This is a genomic window from Jejuia pallidilutea (genome assembly GCF_002973595.1).
GTDB classification, from domain to species: domain Bacteria; phylum Bacteroidota; class Bacteroidia; order Flavobacteriales; family Flavobacteriaceae; genus Jejuia; species Jejuia pallidilutea.
In genome coordinates this window covers 211540-229305 of record NZ_PVEO01000007.1, presented here as the reverse complement: position 1 = coordinate 229305, position 17766 = coordinate 211540, and the positions used below count along the sequence as shown (strand labels likewise).

Here is a 17766-nt window from a genome sequence, read left to right as displayed (position 1 = left end):
CACAAAAATTATGAAAAATACAGAAGATATAAAAAAGATAAAGTCCTTAATAGACACACCAAACGTAGTAATGATGGCTACCAGATTACAAAAAATCCCCTTTTCGGTATGCCCAATGACCATCCAAGAATTGGATGAGCAAGGAGATATTTGGTTTATTAGCAGTAAAAACAGTGGCCATTTTAAGGATATTGAACACGATAACAAAGTACAGCTTATTTATGCAGACGACAAGGCCCAAAAATACATATCTATTTTTGGCAATGCTACACATGTTGTAGATAAAAAAAAGCTGGATGAATTTTGGAGTCCGCAACTTTTACAATGGTTTACAGGAAAAGACGACCCCAATATTGCGCTCCTTAACGTAAACATTTCTAGTGTTAGCTATTGGAATAGCCAATTATATAAACTAGAATCTGTTTTTTCTAAAGATAACAGTGCTATTGCAAAAAATGAAACTGGTAATATTAATATGCAGAATTACTAATGCCATAAAATTCTCAAATTAGAAATCCGTTATATATTTTGAGTAAGAGCAAATCATAAGATATGTTGAAGTAATATTTCTTCAAAAGTATAACAAATTACATTGTTGGTTTATTAACCCAATAAAATTGTAAACCAAAAGAATCCCGCTTCTGGCGGGATTCAAAAATTGGAATATCAAACTAATTAACACTTTGTATTACGAAAATTATTTCCAATTCATTTTCATAATATCACCTATTTATTTTGCTGTATTTAAAAATTTAGGCTTAATCACCAACATCGCCCAAGCCCAGTTTTGCGTATCTTTTACTCCTGAAATATCTGCAACATCACTTGGCTCAAAGAAATGAGAGTAACCGCCTACTAAAGTAAATTCCTTAAATTTCTTAGCTAAAACAATATCTATTTCAGATCCTAAATCGTTACCCATACCGTCAAGATCAGATTGCTCAGTAAAGTAATGTCCAGCAACTGTTAGCGCTATACCTGCAATTTTAGTTTTATACGTTAATTGAAAATCGTTTAAACCACCTGCATTTCCATGATTACCAACATAAAATCTATCTATTAAACCATTAAATGCATGATTTGTTCCGTACAGTGGGAAGAAAGCAGCAGTCTCGCTATTTCTTCCAGAAATACGCTCTACCGTGGCAATAAGAGTACTTTTATCTGTTAATTTATAAGCAGCAGCTAAACTAGCTAAGTAGGCGCCTTTAACATCTACACCACCTAGTCGCTCTCCTTCTTGAAGAAACAAGTTAGTGGTTAACGTTAAATCGCCCAATTTATAATCTGCATGGATACCTGCTGTTATCAAACTAGATTTATTAGACCCGTCTACGTTAGCATCTTGAAAGGTATTTACCAAACCTAAAAATGTAAAATTTAATTTTTCACCCTTGCTATTTGCTCTTACAAACACCATATCTCTATAAGAAAATAATGCCGAGGTATCGTAAACCTCATCTAATGCAGTATTTAAGGAGCCCCCAATATCTAAACTCAATTTATTTTTATTGTATTTGTAAACCGCAGCATCATGCGTTCTTGCTTGTTGTGCCCATCCTAAACCACCAAGAATTCTTTGGTCATCATAAGATAATTGCTGACGACCCAATTTTAAACTAGAAGATGCACCCAGTTTTAAATCTGCCCAAGCCTCTTGTACTCTAAAGTTACCGTTTCCAGCCGTTGCTATCTGTGGTCTATCACCAAAGGCAAACACTTCTTGAAAATTAATAAACGCGGTATACGTTTCTGCTGTGTATTTCGCTTTTATTGCTGCTCTTATTGTGGTTCTTAAAAAGCCTTCATCGGCATCAGTAGCAGTTTGCGCAGGAAATGTACCGCCTGTAAAATTACCACCATTACCAAAATATTCACTACGTGGTCTAAATTCGCCTTCTAGTGTAAACTGTGCTTGCACATATTGAACTATCAATGCCATCACCCCTATTAAAATATATTGCTTTCTCATTTTCTACTTGTTTTTACGTTTAAATTGTGTTTGAGTTTTTTAATTATTTGTATGTTGTTTTTAGGCTGTAATTCGCCTAGGCTTGTAAAATTTCATCAACTTCACAAACTATTTGTATGTATTTATTTTCTTTGATGGGTTCTGCTTTTTAGTGCTCTAGAAAGTCTATCAAGTGTTTTCTGTATTTATAATAATCGTCGTGTTCCAATACGGCTTTACGTGTTCTTGGTCTTTCAAATTCAATATCCAGAACATCACCAATTTTTGCTCTGGGTCCGCTGGTCATCATCACTACACGGTCTGCTAAAAATATTGCTTCATCCACATCATGGGTAATCATTACCGCTGTAATTTTTTCTTTATTCCAAATCTCTATCAAAATATCCTGCAATTCGCCACGTGTTAATGAATCTAGCATCCCGAAAGGCTCATCTAGCAACAACACTTTTGGCTTTATCGCAAATGCTCTGGCAATACCCACACGCTGTTGCATTCCTTGTGATAAATCAGACGAACGTTTGTTAAATGCATCCTCTAAACCCACTTTCTGTAAATAGTATTTTGCAATGTCATTGCGTTGCCCTTTTGTTGCATGCGGAAATACTTGATTTACACCTAGCATTACATTCTGTAAAGCCGTCATCCAAGGCATTAAACTTGGTGCTTGAAATATCACACCCCTATCTGGTCCCGGGCCTTTAATATGTTTTCCTAAAACCGAAATATTTCCCCCAGAAATCGGATTCAATCCTGCAATCATAGAAAGCATCGTCGTTTTTCCACATCCCGAATGTCCGATAATAGTTACGAATTCCTCTTTTCTAATTTGAAGATTTAAATGTTCCAAAACCACATAGTCGCCTTTTGGTGTTGGGTACACTTTCTTTAAGTCTTTTAAATCAAGCATCACTTCATTAGAAGGAAAAATGCCATTATATCCCGTTGTTTTAGCCGTTTCTGTAATAATAGTACTCATAACTTGATGCTTATCTAAATTGGTTAACAAAATCTTTTGGTGCTAAATCTGGAAGTACAAATTCTTCCGAAGCTTGCGACTTACGCTCCTCCCCAATATCCATCAAATACTCAATAATGGCATTTCTGGTTTTTTTATAGTTTGGGTTGTCGTTCATTTCGGTTTTATCACGCGGACGCTCAATATCAATCTTAAACTCAGGTCCCAACGTTGCATTTGGTCCGGGACGCAAAGGAATGATACGATCTGCCATATAAATCCCTTCATCCACATCATTGGTAATCAACAGCGCCGTGCGCTTATCTTTCCCCCAGATGTTTAAAATCTCATCCTGCAACGTGCCTCGTGTTAAAGCATCTAGCGCTCCTAAAGGCTCATCCATAATAATCATCTCTGGTTTCATGGATAGTGCTCTCGCTACAGACACACGCTGGCGCATACCACCCGATAATTCTTTCGGTCTTTTATTAATCGCAGGCGTTAAACCTACCATATCTACATAATCCGCAACAATGGCGTTCAGCTCTTTTTTGCTCTTCTTTGGGAAAGCCTCTTTCACCGCCATATACACGTTTTGCCCCACGGTTAACCATGGTAATAAGGAGTAATTCTGAAAAATCACCCCGCGTTCATGACTCGTCCCAACAACCGGTTCACCCTTAAACAACACCTCACCTTTTGTAGGCTCCAGCAATCCATTTATCAAGTTTACCAACGTCGTCTTTCCACTTCCCGTAAACCCTACAATCGCTACAAACTCGCCCTCCTCTATTTCTAAATTAATATTAGATAGTACTTCGGTGGCGTTCTCGTCGGTTCCGTAGGTTTTATAAATATTTTTTAATTTTAAGTATCCCATTTTTCTCTGGTTTAAGCGTTTATTTGTTGATGCGTTTAATCGATTCCACGATTAAACAGTTAAACAATTCAACATTTTTAGGGCGTTCCCTCCGTTTCCATACCTACAAGGTTTTCAGAAACCTTGCAGGAGTCACTCCGGTCGGGCTTTCCGTTCCAAGTCCTCGCTTCACCCGCTTAGGCGGGATCCGCTGTGGGCTTTCCTCTGCAATCCCTAACGCGGGTCTATCCGCCAATTTTGTGTTTCAACCCTAAGCCTCAGTGTATCCGCAAACTTTCTCAACTTTAAACTTTGAACTTGAAACTTTAAACTCATTTTATATCGCATCTGTTTTTTCAAAAGACACCCAGTTTTGTATTGCTAACATCAAGCGGTCTAATAAGAACCCTATGATACCAATCACAAACATGGCAACTATTATTTTTGCGTTCGAGTCGTTTGCACCGTTTTGGAATTCCTCCCAAACAAACAATCCTAAACCAGGACTCTGCGCTAAAAGTTCAATAGCAATCAATACCATCCACGCTACAGATAATGTAATTTTTAAACCTGTAAAAATTAAAGGTAAAGACGATGGCAATACCACCTTAAATACCTTTTGAAAATTCCCAAGTTTCAACACCTTCGCAACGTTGATGTAATCTTTATCAACCGACGACACACCCATGGATGTGTTTACCAATGTGGCCCACATAGAACATAAACCTACAGCGATAAACGAAATTGAAAACGAACTATCTTCACTAGAATCTATCAATAATGTTTTTACAATCATAAACACTAACAAGTACCAAACTACGGGCGATACAGGTTTAAAAATTTGAATAAACCAGTTAAACGCACTCTTCAATGTTGGACTCAATCCAATAAAAATACCAAGAGGCACAGCAATTAATAAGGCTAAAAAGAATCCCGCGAAAACCGTTTTTAAACTTCTAAAAATCTGGTCTACAAACGATGGTCTACCTGTGTACACAATAGCATCTTTACCTTCGGCAATTCGCTTTTCGTTTAAGGCAGCCGTTTTTTCAATAAACGCCGCTTTATCAGCACTAATCAACGCATGATCGTTCAACAAGGATTGAAACGATGCCCAAACCTGAGAAGGCGATGGCAATGTATTGGGTTGACAACTCACATCTCCAGAAGCAATACAAGCAGCCATTTCATCAGCAGCGGCTTGCCCTTGTTCGTTTAATGCTTTTTCTATTCTAAAATCAGCTTCAACATTGTAAAGCGCTTTTGCACCCATGTGCCAAAGCCCGATAAATAATAGAACGGAAGCAATAGGCACAATGACTTTACGTAAAAAGGCTTTATAGTCTTCCTTTTCTAGCTTCCCAGTGAATAGGTCTTTAAAAGAACTTAAAAAACCTAAGCCCATAAATTTGGTTACTCTTCCTAATGTTACACTCTGCTTCATGATTCTTTTGTTTTATTATCGTTTAGTGTTTGTTATTTATAAATACCATTTGTCATTCCGAACGCAGTGAGGAATCTCATGAGATTTCTCGTCGTTCTAGCCTCACTCTGTCGAAATGACAAACGACATTAATATTTTACTGTACAGCCTTTTCTTTGTTACCAATTTTAAAACTGTTGATGTATCCAATAGGATCTTTAGCATCATACGTTGTACCGTCAATAAAGTCTGCCGTTGCAGGCTTATAACCATCTGTTTCTGGAATATCGCTTGCAGGAATATTACCTTCTTCAACTAAAAGTTTCGCAGCTTTAGTCCAAATATCAGGTCTGTAAATATCTTTAATTGTTGATGCATACCAATCTGCTGGCTTAGACTTAGGAATTTGTCCCCAACGTCTCATTTGTGTTAAGAACCAAATACCATCAGAGTAGAACGGATACGTTGCGTTGTACTTGTAGAATACGTTAAAATCTGGCATCTCACGCTTATCACCTTTTTCAAATTCAAACGTACCAGTCATAGAGTTTGCCAATACAGCCTCATCAGCTCCTACGTATTGAGACATAGATAATATTTTTACAGCCTCAGCTCTGTTTCCTGGTTCGTCTAACCACTTCCCTGCTCTAATTAGAGCTTTCGTTACAGCAATGGCAGTATTAGGATTTTCATCCACAAATTTCTTAGTCATTACAAATACTTTTTCTGGGTTGTTTTTCCAGATGTCGTAGTTTGTTGTTACAGGTACACCAATACCTTTAAATACCGCTTGTTGGTTCCAAGGCTCACCTACACAGTACCCGTAAATAGTTCCAGCTTCTAGTGTTGCAGGCATTTGTGGCGGAGGCGTTACAGATAATAATACCTCAGCATCAATTTGTCCTTGTACGTTGTCAGCAGTATACATTCCTGGGTGAATTCCAGCTGCTGCTAACCAATATCTTATTTCGTAGTTATGTGTAGATACAGGGAACACCATACCCATTTTAAACGCTTTACCAGAGTTTTTATATTCATCAATTACAGGCTTTAACGCCTCAGCTTTAATGGGGTGAATTGGCTTACCATCAGCACTTTTAGGTACATTTGGCTTCATTTTGCTCCAAACGTCGTTTGAAACCGTAATACCGTTACCGTTTAAGTCCATTGAAAATGGTGTTACCAATTCTGCTTGACGGCCAAAACCTGCGCCTGCAGCAATGGGTTGACCCGCTAACATGTGCGATCCGTCTAACTGACCATCAATAACGCGGTCTAATACGTTTTTCCAGTTAGATTGTGCCTCAACAGAAACAAATAAGCCTTCGTCTTCGAAGAATCCTTTTTCTTTAGCAATTGCTAAAGGTGCCATATCTGTTAATTTGATAAAACCAAAGGTTAACTGTGGCTTTTCAATGTCTAATGTTTTTGTAGTACTAGCTGGCGTAGCCTCTGCTACAACCGTTTCTTTTTTCTTTTCGCCACCACAAGCAAATAGTAGAACTACTACGGGTAAAATCCAAGAGGTGCGTTTTAATAGAGATTTCATGTTACGTGTTTTTTTGAGTTAACTAAGTATAAATACTTATTTTTTTGACAAATATATAAGTACACTTAGATTTTACCCATGTTAATCCCCATAAACACACCTCTTTTTACACATAAGCAAACCTGTTAAAACACAGGTTTTTATTTTATGTATTTGATTTTTAGATTATTAAAATAAATTTAAGCACAGGAAGATTTACTTAAAACACTACGTATAAACATGCTATTGTTGATAACATTTTACGTATTGTTTTAGTGACAAAGGGAACTATTGAACAGGAAATGGTGGGTTTTTTGGAAAAACTACGTAGTTTTCTTAACTACTAAAATATAATACAAGGCTTTTGATGAACAAAGCTAGAATTTAGAGTATATTATTTGGAGGAATGCTTATCGGTTTTGTATATGAAAAGTAGCGGATTTCTATGCACAAACTTTTCGGTTTTGCAATGACCTTTGTTCTATGTTTTTACTTTCTGTATTTATTGATATCATTCACTAAACAAATCGTTTATCCTATCAGTTTCATTGTATGAATTTGAGGAGTAACTACTGTTACCTCTTGGTCTTTCATCATAATAGTTTTCTGCTGAACTAATTTGATATTCAAGATAACCTTCTTCCATTCTTGAAACCAAATCTGAAGTGTCAATATTTAAGTCTGAGCTGGTTATAAATGGGCCATCTGATAAAAATATCATGTCTTGATACTTTATCAACTCATCTTCTATAATGCCATCGATATCATCACGTAATTCGAAACCATGAGTCTCTTCGATATATTCTTGCCATCCAACTTGTGTGTATTCTGTTTTGGGTTCAAAATCGTAATCTGTAACACTATCAATAATAGTTTGGTCGATTATTTCCGTTAAATAATTGATTAAAAGTTCTGAAACTGTTTGATTGTTATCACTATCGTTGATAAATTCATCATATGACTGTGAATAATCTTCAAATAAACTCACAATACTATTATATCTCGATTCATCATCAGCCCAATAGTACAAATCAAGAATTAATGTATTCCAATTCGCAATTATTATTTCTTTTAATTCATATATATGGCTAATTCTTTCAAGAACATAAATAAAGCTGTCAATACTTGTACCATTGATATTTTCTAAGTCCAACTTTTTGAATAGACGAATAATTACTTTTTCTTCAACTATACCATAGAATAAACTTAACAGGGTTTTTAAGAATTCTAATTCAAATCTTTTAGTACTTGTTAATTCTTTAATTTTATTCTCATTATCTAAAATTGCTTTATAATACTTTTTTCCCTCGGTTTTATTAAAATTCAAATAATCTTTGAAACTTGGATCGAATACATTTACGATTTGCTCAATAAATACCATCCCTTTAATCAATCTTAATTTCTCAAAATTGGATTGTTTTAAATAATTAATAAGAAAATCTGAGATAGAGGGATTAACAAATGAAATTATAACAGTTTCGTTTTTACCATCATAACTTGTTTTCAAATAAGAGCCTTCTAGATTTTTTATTGATTTGTTGAAAGAGTCATTTTTCACCACATGTCCAAAATTTTCAGCTTCATTTTCAATTCTTACATTAAATGCTTGTTCTAATGAATTTAATGTGGCCTCACCTCTTAACGTGAATAATGAATTTAAAAGAAATCTATCTTCGCTATCTATTTGATTTTCGTATGAATTACGCCAAATTTCGTCAGGATTATCCAAATTTTCTAGAATAAAATTCAAATAATTTTCTGGAGTTATTTCGTTTAGGTGAATTTCATTGGTGAAATATTCAATAAGTCTGGGATTATAGTTGTCGTGCTTGATAATTTTAAAATAATTTTCATCCTTAAAGATAAAACTTCGGTATTCGTCATTAAGGTTGCCAAAATAAATATGGTTATATAAAATTTCTGCTTTATGATAACGAGAATATTCGTCTAAATAAATTTCGAATTTAGATTCTTCGTGAAGTTTACGATATCTGAGTTTTTCGTAAGCCGACAGAGCTTGATTTAGAATTGTTGTTCTTGTCGTTAGAACTAAAAGCTTATTAGGATTTGCTCTAACTCGACTTATAAACCTAATTAGTGAATTCTCATTGTTCCTTGGATTCAATATCTCATAGATATTTGAACCAAGAAAATCATCAAAATATATGATTTGCTTCTTATTTTCATCTGGTGACAACAAATTTTCTGCTTCATTGATTTTGTCTTCAATTACCAAATGTTCGTATCCGTTATTGATAAAATCTAGAATAATCATTTGGGCTAAAGTGGTTTTCCCTACACCTGGAGCACCAGTTATTAAAAGTACCTTTTGGGTCTTTAGTATTTCTGTAGCCTTATCATGAAAATCAGTTTTTACATAATGACTTATTTTATTTTCTAATTCCGTCTCGAGATACGCAGATTTTAAGTAAGAACTATTGTTTAAAATATTAGTTAGAATTGAACTACTTGAAAACCATAATTTAAAATGATTCCTTTCTATATCTTGAAATTTTGAAAGCAATGCATTTATTCTCTGATTCCAATAAATGTCATTTAGACTAAGCACGAAAGGAGATAATATTTCTTTTATTTCCTCTGTTTCTTGAGGAGAAAGTTCAAGAGAAGTAGCTACAATGTAACGTTCGGGCTTCAGTTTCTTAATTTTTGGAAGTTCAGTATTGCTCAAAGTGTGTTTTAATTGAGCAAAAGTCGAATTAGCGTAGTGTTTAATCTGAACAACAATTTTATTATCTCTTGTTGTTGAGTATCTTAAATCTATACCCTTATCTCTTCCAGATTTAAAGCTTTGAAATTCAATTTCCATCTCAGCTGAAAGTAAGTCTCGAGTTAAATTCTCAAACTCTTTATCATTTAAGGTTTTAAAATTATAGTTACTCATTTGAACATTTGAATTTTCGGCATAAATTGTGTTTTTTTATAATGAAGGTCAACGGTTAGATATGGTTCAGTTTTTAATGCACTATAATGTCCGAAAAACAAAGCTAGACTTTTCCTACGATAAAACCAATACATACTTATACCTAGTTTTCAACAAAAATGCATTTTGATGAATGATGCACGAGTGTCTTGGTAATCTTGCGCAACAAAAGAACTATTTTATCTTTTTTATAGGGAGATTGCTTCACTGTGTTCGCAATGACGGGGAATTTAGAAGTGCGAGTTTCCCCTCTAAAAGCCTGTACTGAGCTTGTCGAAGTAAGGGGATTAAGGGGTGTGTAAAAATGACATTTGCAACTGTGATTGAAAAACACCTCCCTTACTCCCTCCTTATTAGGAGGGACACTCATGCCTTAAAACATGTTGCAAAATATTTTTGTGTTTTCAAAAAAAACGAATATAATTTTGGGGTTGGTAATGAAGCTGGCGGGTTGGCCCGCGTTAGGGATTGCAGCGGCATCCTTTTGTTTTTCTATTGATATATACGAACTATTCATTATAGCTTTTAATAGTGTTGTGGATTCCTGCCTGCGCAGGAATGACAAAACAAAAGATATAGCGGAAAGCCCGACCCGAGCACGGTAGTTTCATGAAACTTTATCATGTAACATCGAGGGGAACGCCCAAAACCTAACTATCTAAAAAGTAATTATGGTCGTTAATTTCTTTTTTAAGCGATTGGATAGCGTTAATACCAATTTTCTTGCCTTTAGCTGTAATTAGGTTTTCTTTTTTTAAAGCTGAAAACACGCGAATAACTTGCTCTTCTGTTGTACCAGCATAATCGGCATATTCTCTTCTACTTAAAGGAAGGTTTAGAAAGCCATTTAAATCTCCAAACTTTCGGTGTATGTATAATAGGGAATCGATGACACGCTCGCGCACCGTCATTTGCGAAATAGACTTTACTTTGTTTTCGCTGCGGTTAAGTTCGTTGGCATAAAACAACATCATATCGAAGGCAAACTTAGGATTGTCTAGCAGGGTTTCTTGCAGGTTTTCCTTAGAAAAATAGCACAATACAGCATCTTGAAGCGCTATAGCACCAATGGAATAGTACTCTTCTGTACCGAAACCGCGGTGGCCGATAATTTCGCCTTCTTTAGCTAAACGCACAATTTGTTCGCGTCCGTTAATTCCAGTGCGAAAAACCTTAACCGTACCTTTTAGAATGAAAAAGAGTCCGTTTACCGGCGCGCCCTCCATAATAAACTGTTGCCCTTTTTTACAACGCAAGGTGCTTTTGTTGTCTACTAACGTGGAATTTTCTAGAATGGAAAGGTTTCTATTTACTATACAATTTGAGTTATCGCAGGACGCACACGACGTATCTTTTAAGGAGCGAAATCTGGTATATGTAGACATGGCGACTGCGGGCATGTTAAGTGTTATTACTCAAAATTAAGTAATAATACTTAGTTTTTATAATTTAGATTAACTTTTATGAATTTGGTAAAATTTGAAAGGTTTTTTTCTCAAAACTATGTTTTGGTGCTTCACAAACTGAGCATTCGTAAGTACTTGGTAAATTCTCAAACGGTGTATTGGGCGCAATATCCTGAGTAATATCTCCATAAGTCTCACAATAAACTGTCTTACAATCTGAGCACTGATATACTTCTTCTTCCTCTCTTTCCTTTTGCGTCTCTGGCAGTGTTTCTGTTTCTTTCTCAACACCTAATTGCTCAAAATATAATTTGCTTAACTCCATTAATAATCCCGGAAGCTCCACCATATCTACATCTTGCACATGCATGATGTATTCGCGCGTATTTGGATCAAAATCTTTTGCGTACAAAAGGTTATAAGTATCTCTTATTGTAAAATTTCCAACCGTTTTGGGCTGTCTGTTTTTTTCAATTACAATTGAAGTAAAATTATAGGTATCACTATCATAACTTGTTATGCCAAACGTTAAACCATACGTACTTATATCGTTTTGATCAAAATTAGTTACCAAATACTTTTTTAAACTTAGCGCTTCTTTATCGTTAACAGGTACATGCCAGTTCATTTCTAACATGGAATGTCGCACATTAATACCAAATTTACCTAGAAGTTTTTCCCAATTGAGTTTTGAATGTAAGGGAATGCCTTTTACGATAAATGATTTCCAAGGTGTAATGGAAATCTTTCCTATTTTATTATCTGAACACAAATCGCACATGGCCTTTAAAAACTTTATGTCATACCGGTTATTTCTCCAATACAATCCCAACCAATACCTATCTGTTCCAATTCTATTCATACCTTCATAATACGGAAATGGGTAAAACGGTACTTCTAGAGGCTTATCCACTGTTCTATTATTAGTGTCTACAGCGTCACTAACTAGCTCAAAAACAGTTTCCATGGTTTCTGGTTCTTCAATTAGAATATTTTCAATGGCTAGCTCTATTCTATCTATATCCCAACTGTAAATTAAAGCGGGATATATTTCGGTGTTTTTCCAACCCGGAAGTCTTAAATACAAATACCAATAGTCTTCATGTTCTGAAGCTATAAAATTAACGTTTCCCGTAAACAATGGTACTAAGCGCTGTTTAGGATCTATAACATTTATCCTTAATTTAGGTTTATGTTTAAATTGTTCTAAAACATATAAGTAACGGTCGCTTGTTAACCAAGACGTACTTGGTAAAATTTCGGCTGAAACATAAGATGACGCAATATTTTCTACACCATCTCGCTTGGGTTTTACAAATTGAATTTTATCAAACTGGCAAAACTTGCTTTCATCTATTTTTTCAGGAAAAATAATGTCTTGTCGCGAGCCAAAAGAAATAGCATCTAAACCTAAACCTTCGGCAGCTTCACAAATATACTTCAACTCTCCTGGTGATAATACACCGCCGTTAATCATTAATCTATAGCGCTCTTCCATTACATTAAAACTTTAGAATTCATAAGTATCTCACGCACTTCACTTTTACAACTGCCACACCCTAAACCTGCGCCAGTTTCACTACATAGCGCTGTAAAATCCGTACAACCTTTTGCAATGGCATCCTCAATGTTACCTGCCCCAACCTGACTACACGAACACACTAATTTTCCAAGAACAGGCTCATCTTTAGATGAACCTCTCAATAAGGTATTTCGCTTATCGGCCATTTCAATTTTACCCTCTATCATGGTTTTAAATTCAGCAAATTCATTTTTATCACCCATTAAAACCGCACCAACCAACAAATCGTCTTTTACAATACATTTTTTGTAATAGCGCTTCTTTATATCAGTAAATATAATTTCCTCAAAACTATCATCGTTTTCAGGTACATTGATTTCTCCGATACTACATAGATTCAAATCGTTGAATTTCAATATATTCATTAATACTGAGCCTTTATAGGCATCACTTATATCTCCTGCAATAAAATTAGCCAGAATAGTAGCTTGCTCTTCCGCTGCGGAGGTTATTCCAAACAATTGATTATTAAATTCAGCTATTTCCCCTATGGCAAAAATATCAGGATGAGACGATTGCAAGTGCTCATTTACAATAACACCTCGTCTGCATTTAATACCATTTTCTCTTGCAATTTCAATATTGGGGATAGTTCCAATAGCGTAAACAATAGCATTTGCAGTTATTAACTTTCCACTTTTTAAAGTAATATTCAACTCACCGGTATCTTCATCATCAAATACGGTACTTACTTCATTATCAAAATAAATTTGAATACCGCGCTCTTGTACATCAATGGCTAAAAGTTTACTCGACACTTTATCTAACTGACGCTCCATTAAGCGAGACCCCCTTTGCACTATGGTGATTTTAGCATTTTTATGCTTCATCGCAGCCGCTAACTCCAGCCCAAGTAAACCGCCACCAACAATAACAACATGTTGCGCTTCTGGAGGCAATCCTGTAGCTTCCAGATGCGCCTTAAATTCGTCTGCATCAATTTTATTTCGCATGGTAAAACGCCCAGGTAAATTAATCTGAACGTCTTTTGGCACAAATGCGCGACTTCCGGTGGCTAAAATTAATTTATCAAACGTATGGGTTTCGCCATTGCTATCTTTTACTACTTTTTTATCCTTATCAATTTGAGAAATTGTAGTCTCAGGATGTAAATGAATATTAAGTTTATTAAGCTCTAGTTTTTTTATTTTTAGAAGTTGCTCCCAAGTTAATTCCTCAGTAACATATTCTGGAAGCAATACTCTGTTATAGAACAGATTTGGTTCTTTTGAAAACACATGAATTTCATCTCTTTCATTTTGCTCTCTATAGTTTTGAACAAACCTGAACGCTGCTGCCCCAGCACCTGCAATTATAATTTTCTCAGTAGGTTTTTTATATTTTGAAACAGCGACTGCCGTAAATTTAAAATCTGGTTCTTTTGAAACAGGATCTAGATGCGTATTTGTTAAATTATTGGTTCTATTTAGATTACTTTGCAACTGTTTACCCCAGTGCATTGGCAAAAACACCACTCCTTTTTTGATGGTATCAGTTACTTTGGCCCTTACCCGTACCTCACCGTTTTCTCCTTTTATTTGAGTGATATCACCATCTTTAATATGGTATAAATATGCATCTACCGGATGAATTTCTAAGACCGGTTTGGGATAATGCGTTTTTAAACGAGACACTTTTCCTGTTTTGGTCATGGTGTGCCATTGGTCTCTTACTCGACCTGTTGTTAGAATTAAAGGGTAGGATGCATTGGGTTGTATTGAAGTATTTATAATAGAAACTGGTAAATTAAACTGTGCCTTTGTTGAGGGTGTGTAGAATTTTTTATCCTCGAAAAGCCTTGGTGTTCCTTGATGCCTATGTTCGGGAACAGGCCATTGGAAGGTGCCTTCGTTTTTTAACCTATCATAATTCAAATAAGACACGTCAATATTTGTACCCTTTGTCATAGAAGCGTACTCGTCATAAATCTCGCTGGCACTATTAAAATTAAAGCCTCTAAAACCCATACGCTGGGCAAAATCACAGAATATTTCAACATCAGGTCTAGCTTCACCTGGTGGGTCTATTTGTTTTGGCAAGTATGAAATACGCCTTTCGGAATTCGTCATCGTTCCTTCTTTCTCCAACCAAGCAGCTGCCGGTAATACCAAATCACCAAAGGCGACAGTATCAGATTTATGAGAAATCTCCTGAACCACAACAAACTTTGCGTTTTTCATGGCTTTTTCAATACGATTCAAATTTGGTAAACTCACTAGTGGATTTGTACAGGCAATCCAAACCGCCTTCATTTTACCACTTTCTAAGGCATCAAACATTTCTGTGGCTGTTAACCCTGGCTTTGGATTGATTTGATCTACACCCCAAAATTGAGCCACTTCACGACGATGCTCTTCATTCATTAAATCTTTATGAACCGCCAAAAGATTTGCCATTCCGCCTACTTCACGACCTCCCATGGCGTTAGGTTGGCCGGTTAAAGAAAATGGACCAGAGCCCGGTTTTCCTACCTGACCCGTAATTAATGACAAATTTAAGAGTGACACATTTTTATCTGTACCTACAACACTTTGATTTAAACCCATGGCCCACATGCTAATAAAGCCTTTTGCAAGCCCTATAATATCTGCAGCTTTCCGAATATCCTTTTCAGGTACACCACATAATTTTGATGCTTGCTTCAAAGAGGTGCTAAAAATTAAATCTTTGTACTCTTGAAATCCTTCAGTATGTTTATTTATAAAGTCTTCGTCTATTAAACCGCGTTTATACAAGCACCTTCCAATCGCATTATACAATATAACATCGGTTCCTGGTAGTAACTGTAAATGTAAATCTGCAAAATTTGCTGTATCCGTTTTTCTAGGATCAACTACAATAATTTTTACATCTGGATGCTCCTCTTTGTGTTTTTCTAACCGTCTAAATAAAATAGGGTGACACCAAGCAGGGTTTGCTCCTGTAATTAAAAACGCATCTGCCAATTCAATATCAGCATAAGAAATGGGCACACTATCTTCCCCGAATGTTTTTTTATAGCCAACAACAGCAGAACTCATACATAAACGGGAGTTCGTATCGATATTATTAGTACCTAAAAAGCCTTTGGTTAGTTTATTGGCAATGTAATATTCTTCGGTTAAACTTTGTCCTGAGACATAAAACCCAACACTATCTGGCCCATGTTTTTTAATAATAGATTTAAAAACGCTTGCAGCCCTATCCAAAGCATCATCCCAACTTACACGTTCCCTTGGATGGGATCTGCTCCAACGCATTTCTGGATATAAAATTCTATCGGAAGTATCGTTAGCCACATAATGCAGATTCATTCCTTTGGAACAAAGCATTCCTTTGTTTACAGGGTGATCTTTATCGCCTTCTACAAATACTTTATTGTTATTATCTTTTTTAACAACAATACCACAACCAACACCACAGTAGGAACAGGTAGTTTTTACTTCGCTTTGTATCATTTATAAGCGTTTTAAATTATGAATGAGATGCGTATTGAAGTGATTCAAACAAATTCTCAATGTACCAAAACTACGTATTTATACTTAATTTTTGTGTTAAATATTAAGTAATTTAAAATTTATGTGAAGTCTTTAATTTAAGAAAGTGGATTTTGAGGATTTGGCAAAATTAGATAATTTAAACAACTCGTATTTAAAAATACGGCTGAACCCTTAATCTTAATTTCTTTCTGAAACTGAAAGAATGAAAACATGCGCATAACCGGGACCAAGTGTAGTACATGGTTGGATTTCATCTTCATTATTTGGATTTACTCCTCTTACCGAAACGTTTATTTTCTTGCCTACAACTTTATATGCTTCAGGTAAGTTTTGCCCAACATAAATGTTATCAATTGAGTTAATTCCCAATGGTATTGCCTTGAACCTAAGCAAAAAAGAATTGTTACAATCTATACTCTCTCCTATAACTTCTGCGTCATACAAAACGACTTCATCATTAGAACAAGAAGTCATAATAATCAAACAAATTAAAATTTTAAATATAGATTTCACCTTTTTAGTTTTTACTTAGATTCAAAATTCACAAAAAGGTTGCTTAAAAGATGTTACTTATTACACCAAACCGAACTCTTTTGCCTTTTCAGTAAGTTCTTTGAGATTGGAAACCTCTAATTTTTTCATCAAGTTAAAACGATGTACTTCTGCAGTACGCTTGCTAATTTTAAGTTCATCGGCAATATCTTTATTATTCTTAAGCTCTAAAACTAAACCTAAAATTTGTTTTTCGCGTTTTGTTAATTTAAAAGGATCTTCTTTTATGTCTGCGTTTGATGCAACTGCAGTATTTGTATTACCGCTCACAAAATTATTCATAATAATTGCTGACACATCTCCTGTAAAATATTTACCTCCATTAGCCACTTTATGCAGTGCTTTTAAAAACTCTTCTTTACTAGCTCCTTTAAGCAAATAACCATCTGCCCCAGCTTGAATAGCTTGCACTACGTATTCCTCAGAGTCATGCATAGATAAAACCAATGTTTTTACATTTTGATGCAACTTCTTAACTTCACCAACCACTTGAATCCCGTTCATTTCCGGCATTCTAATATCTACAATTAACACATGAGGTTTATTTCTTCCTAGTACTTCCAATGCCTCAACACCATTGGAGGCTTCATCAATTACTTCAATACCAGATTGGTCTTCTAAAAGTGCCTTGATACCATCCCTTACTAAAACATGATCATCGGCGAGTACAACATTTATTTTGTCCATAAATTAAATAGAATAATTACAAAAGTAAGAAATTAAGTAATACTACGTATTTTAACTTTTGAATGCGGAACTTTGCCTTATAAGTTTTCTTTTCATGGTTTGTTTATATTGAAATAGGCCACCTAAATGACTTGTTAAATAGATTTTAGATGTCTATGTCATTTCGAACGCATATGAGAAATCACATTTCACTTTCAATATTCTATGTCAATTTTTCGAAATTATTGGTTTAGTAATTTATAATAAAACACTGCATTTAATTTATGCTTTATAAATACTTCCTACATATAACGACAAATCAATACCGAACAATGCTACACATTGGTTTCACTAATAATATTCAAAACCAATTATCACATATTATTTTAATAGCCAAAATGCT

The 17766-nt window shown here is 35.1% G+C and carries 12 protein-coding genes; 1 reads left to right on the top strand and 11 read right to left on the bottom strand.

Annotated features, from left to right (window positions below; all coding sequences use genetic code 11):
• The first annotated feature begins 10 nt into the window (after positions 1-10).
• The gene (locus tag CLV33_RS12840) at positions 11-490 is read left to right on the top strand and encodes a pyridoxamine 5'-phosphate oxidase family protein (protein ID WP_105474252.1); all 480 of its coding nucleotides are present in this window, start codon (positions 11-13) and stop codon (positions 488-490) included.
• 240 nt (positions 491-730) lie between these two features.
• Here CLV33_RS12840 and CLV33_RS12835 read toward each other — a convergent pair whose 3' ends face one another.
• The 11 genes from CLV33_RS12835 to CLV33_RS12780 all read right to left on the bottom strand — a co-directional run bounded on the left by CLV33_RS12835 (position 731) and on the right by CLV33_RS12780 (position 17384).
• On the bottom strand, positions 731-1972 hold the full coding sequence (locus tag CLV33_RS12835) for an alginate export family protein (RefSeq protein WP_105474251.1): 1242 nt from the start codon (positions 1970-1972) through the stop codon (positions 731-733).
• A gap of 148 nt (positions 1973-2120) precedes the next feature.
• Complete coding sequence (locus tag CLV33_RS12830; protein ID WP_105474293.1) at positions 2121-2948, bottom strand: ABC transporter ATP-binding protein; 828 nt, start codon at positions 2946-2948, stop codon at positions 2121-2123.
• Positions 2949-2958: 10 nt separating this feature from the next.
• Positions 2959-3807, bottom strand: a complete 849-nt coding sequence (locus CLV33_RS12825) for an ABC transporter ATP-binding protein (RefSeq protein WP_105474250.1) — start codon at positions 3805-3807, stop codon at positions 2959-2961.
• Between the two features lie 316 nt (positions 3808-4123).
• Positions 4124-5230, bottom strand: a complete 1107-nt coding sequence (locus CLV33_RS12820) for an ABC transporter permease (protein ID WP_042244096.1) — start codon at positions 5228-5230, stop codon at positions 4124-4126.
• 136 nt (positions 5231-5366) lie between these two features.
• Positions 5367-6758, bottom strand: a complete 1392-nt coding sequence (locus CLV33_RS12815) for a CmpA/NrtA family ABC transporter substrate-binding protein (RefSeq protein ID WP_105474249.1) — start codon at positions 6756-6758, stop codon at positions 5367-5369.
• A gap of 490 nt (positions 6759-7248) precedes the next feature.
• Complete coding sequence (locus CLV33_RS12810; RefSeq protein ID WP_105474248.1) at positions 7249-9639, bottom strand: nSTAND3 domain-containing NTPase; 2391 nt, start codon at positions 9637-9639, stop codon at positions 7249-7251.
• Between the two features lie 689 nt (positions 9640-10328).
• Entirely contained in the window at positions 10329-11063 is a 735-nt protein-coding gene (locus tag CLV33_RS12800; RefSeq protein WP_105474246.1) for a Crp/Fnr family transcriptional regulator, read from the bottom strand.
• A gap of 76 nt (positions 11064-11139) precedes the next feature.
• Positions 11140-12582 (bottom strand): rubredoxin, encoded by a 1443-nt coding sequence (locus tag CLV33_RS12795; RefSeq protein WP_105474245.1) that lies wholly within the window; start codon positions 12580-12582, stop codon positions 11140-11142.
• Positions 12582-16103, bottom strand: coding sequence for a nitrate reductase (locus CLV33_RS12790; protein ID WP_105474244.1), 3522 nt, complete (start codon positions 16101-16103; stop codon positions 12582-12584). The genes CLV33_RS12795 and CLV33_RS12790 overlap by 1 nt, the downstream gene beginning before the upstream one ends.
• A 219-nt stretch (positions 16104-16322) precedes the next feature.
• On the bottom strand, positions 16323-16658 hold the full coding sequence (locus tag CLV33_RS12785; RefSeq protein ID WP_146109741.1) for a hypothetical protein: 336 nt from the start codon (positions 16656-16658) through the stop codon (positions 16323-16325).
• 60 nt (positions 16659-16718) lie between these two features.
• Complete coding sequence (locus CLV33_RS12780) at positions 16719-17384, bottom strand: response regulator transcription factor (RefSeq protein ID WP_105474242.1); 666 nt, start codon at positions 17382-17384, stop codon at positions 16719-16721.
• Between the last annotated feature and the right edge of the window lie 382 nt (positions 17385-17766).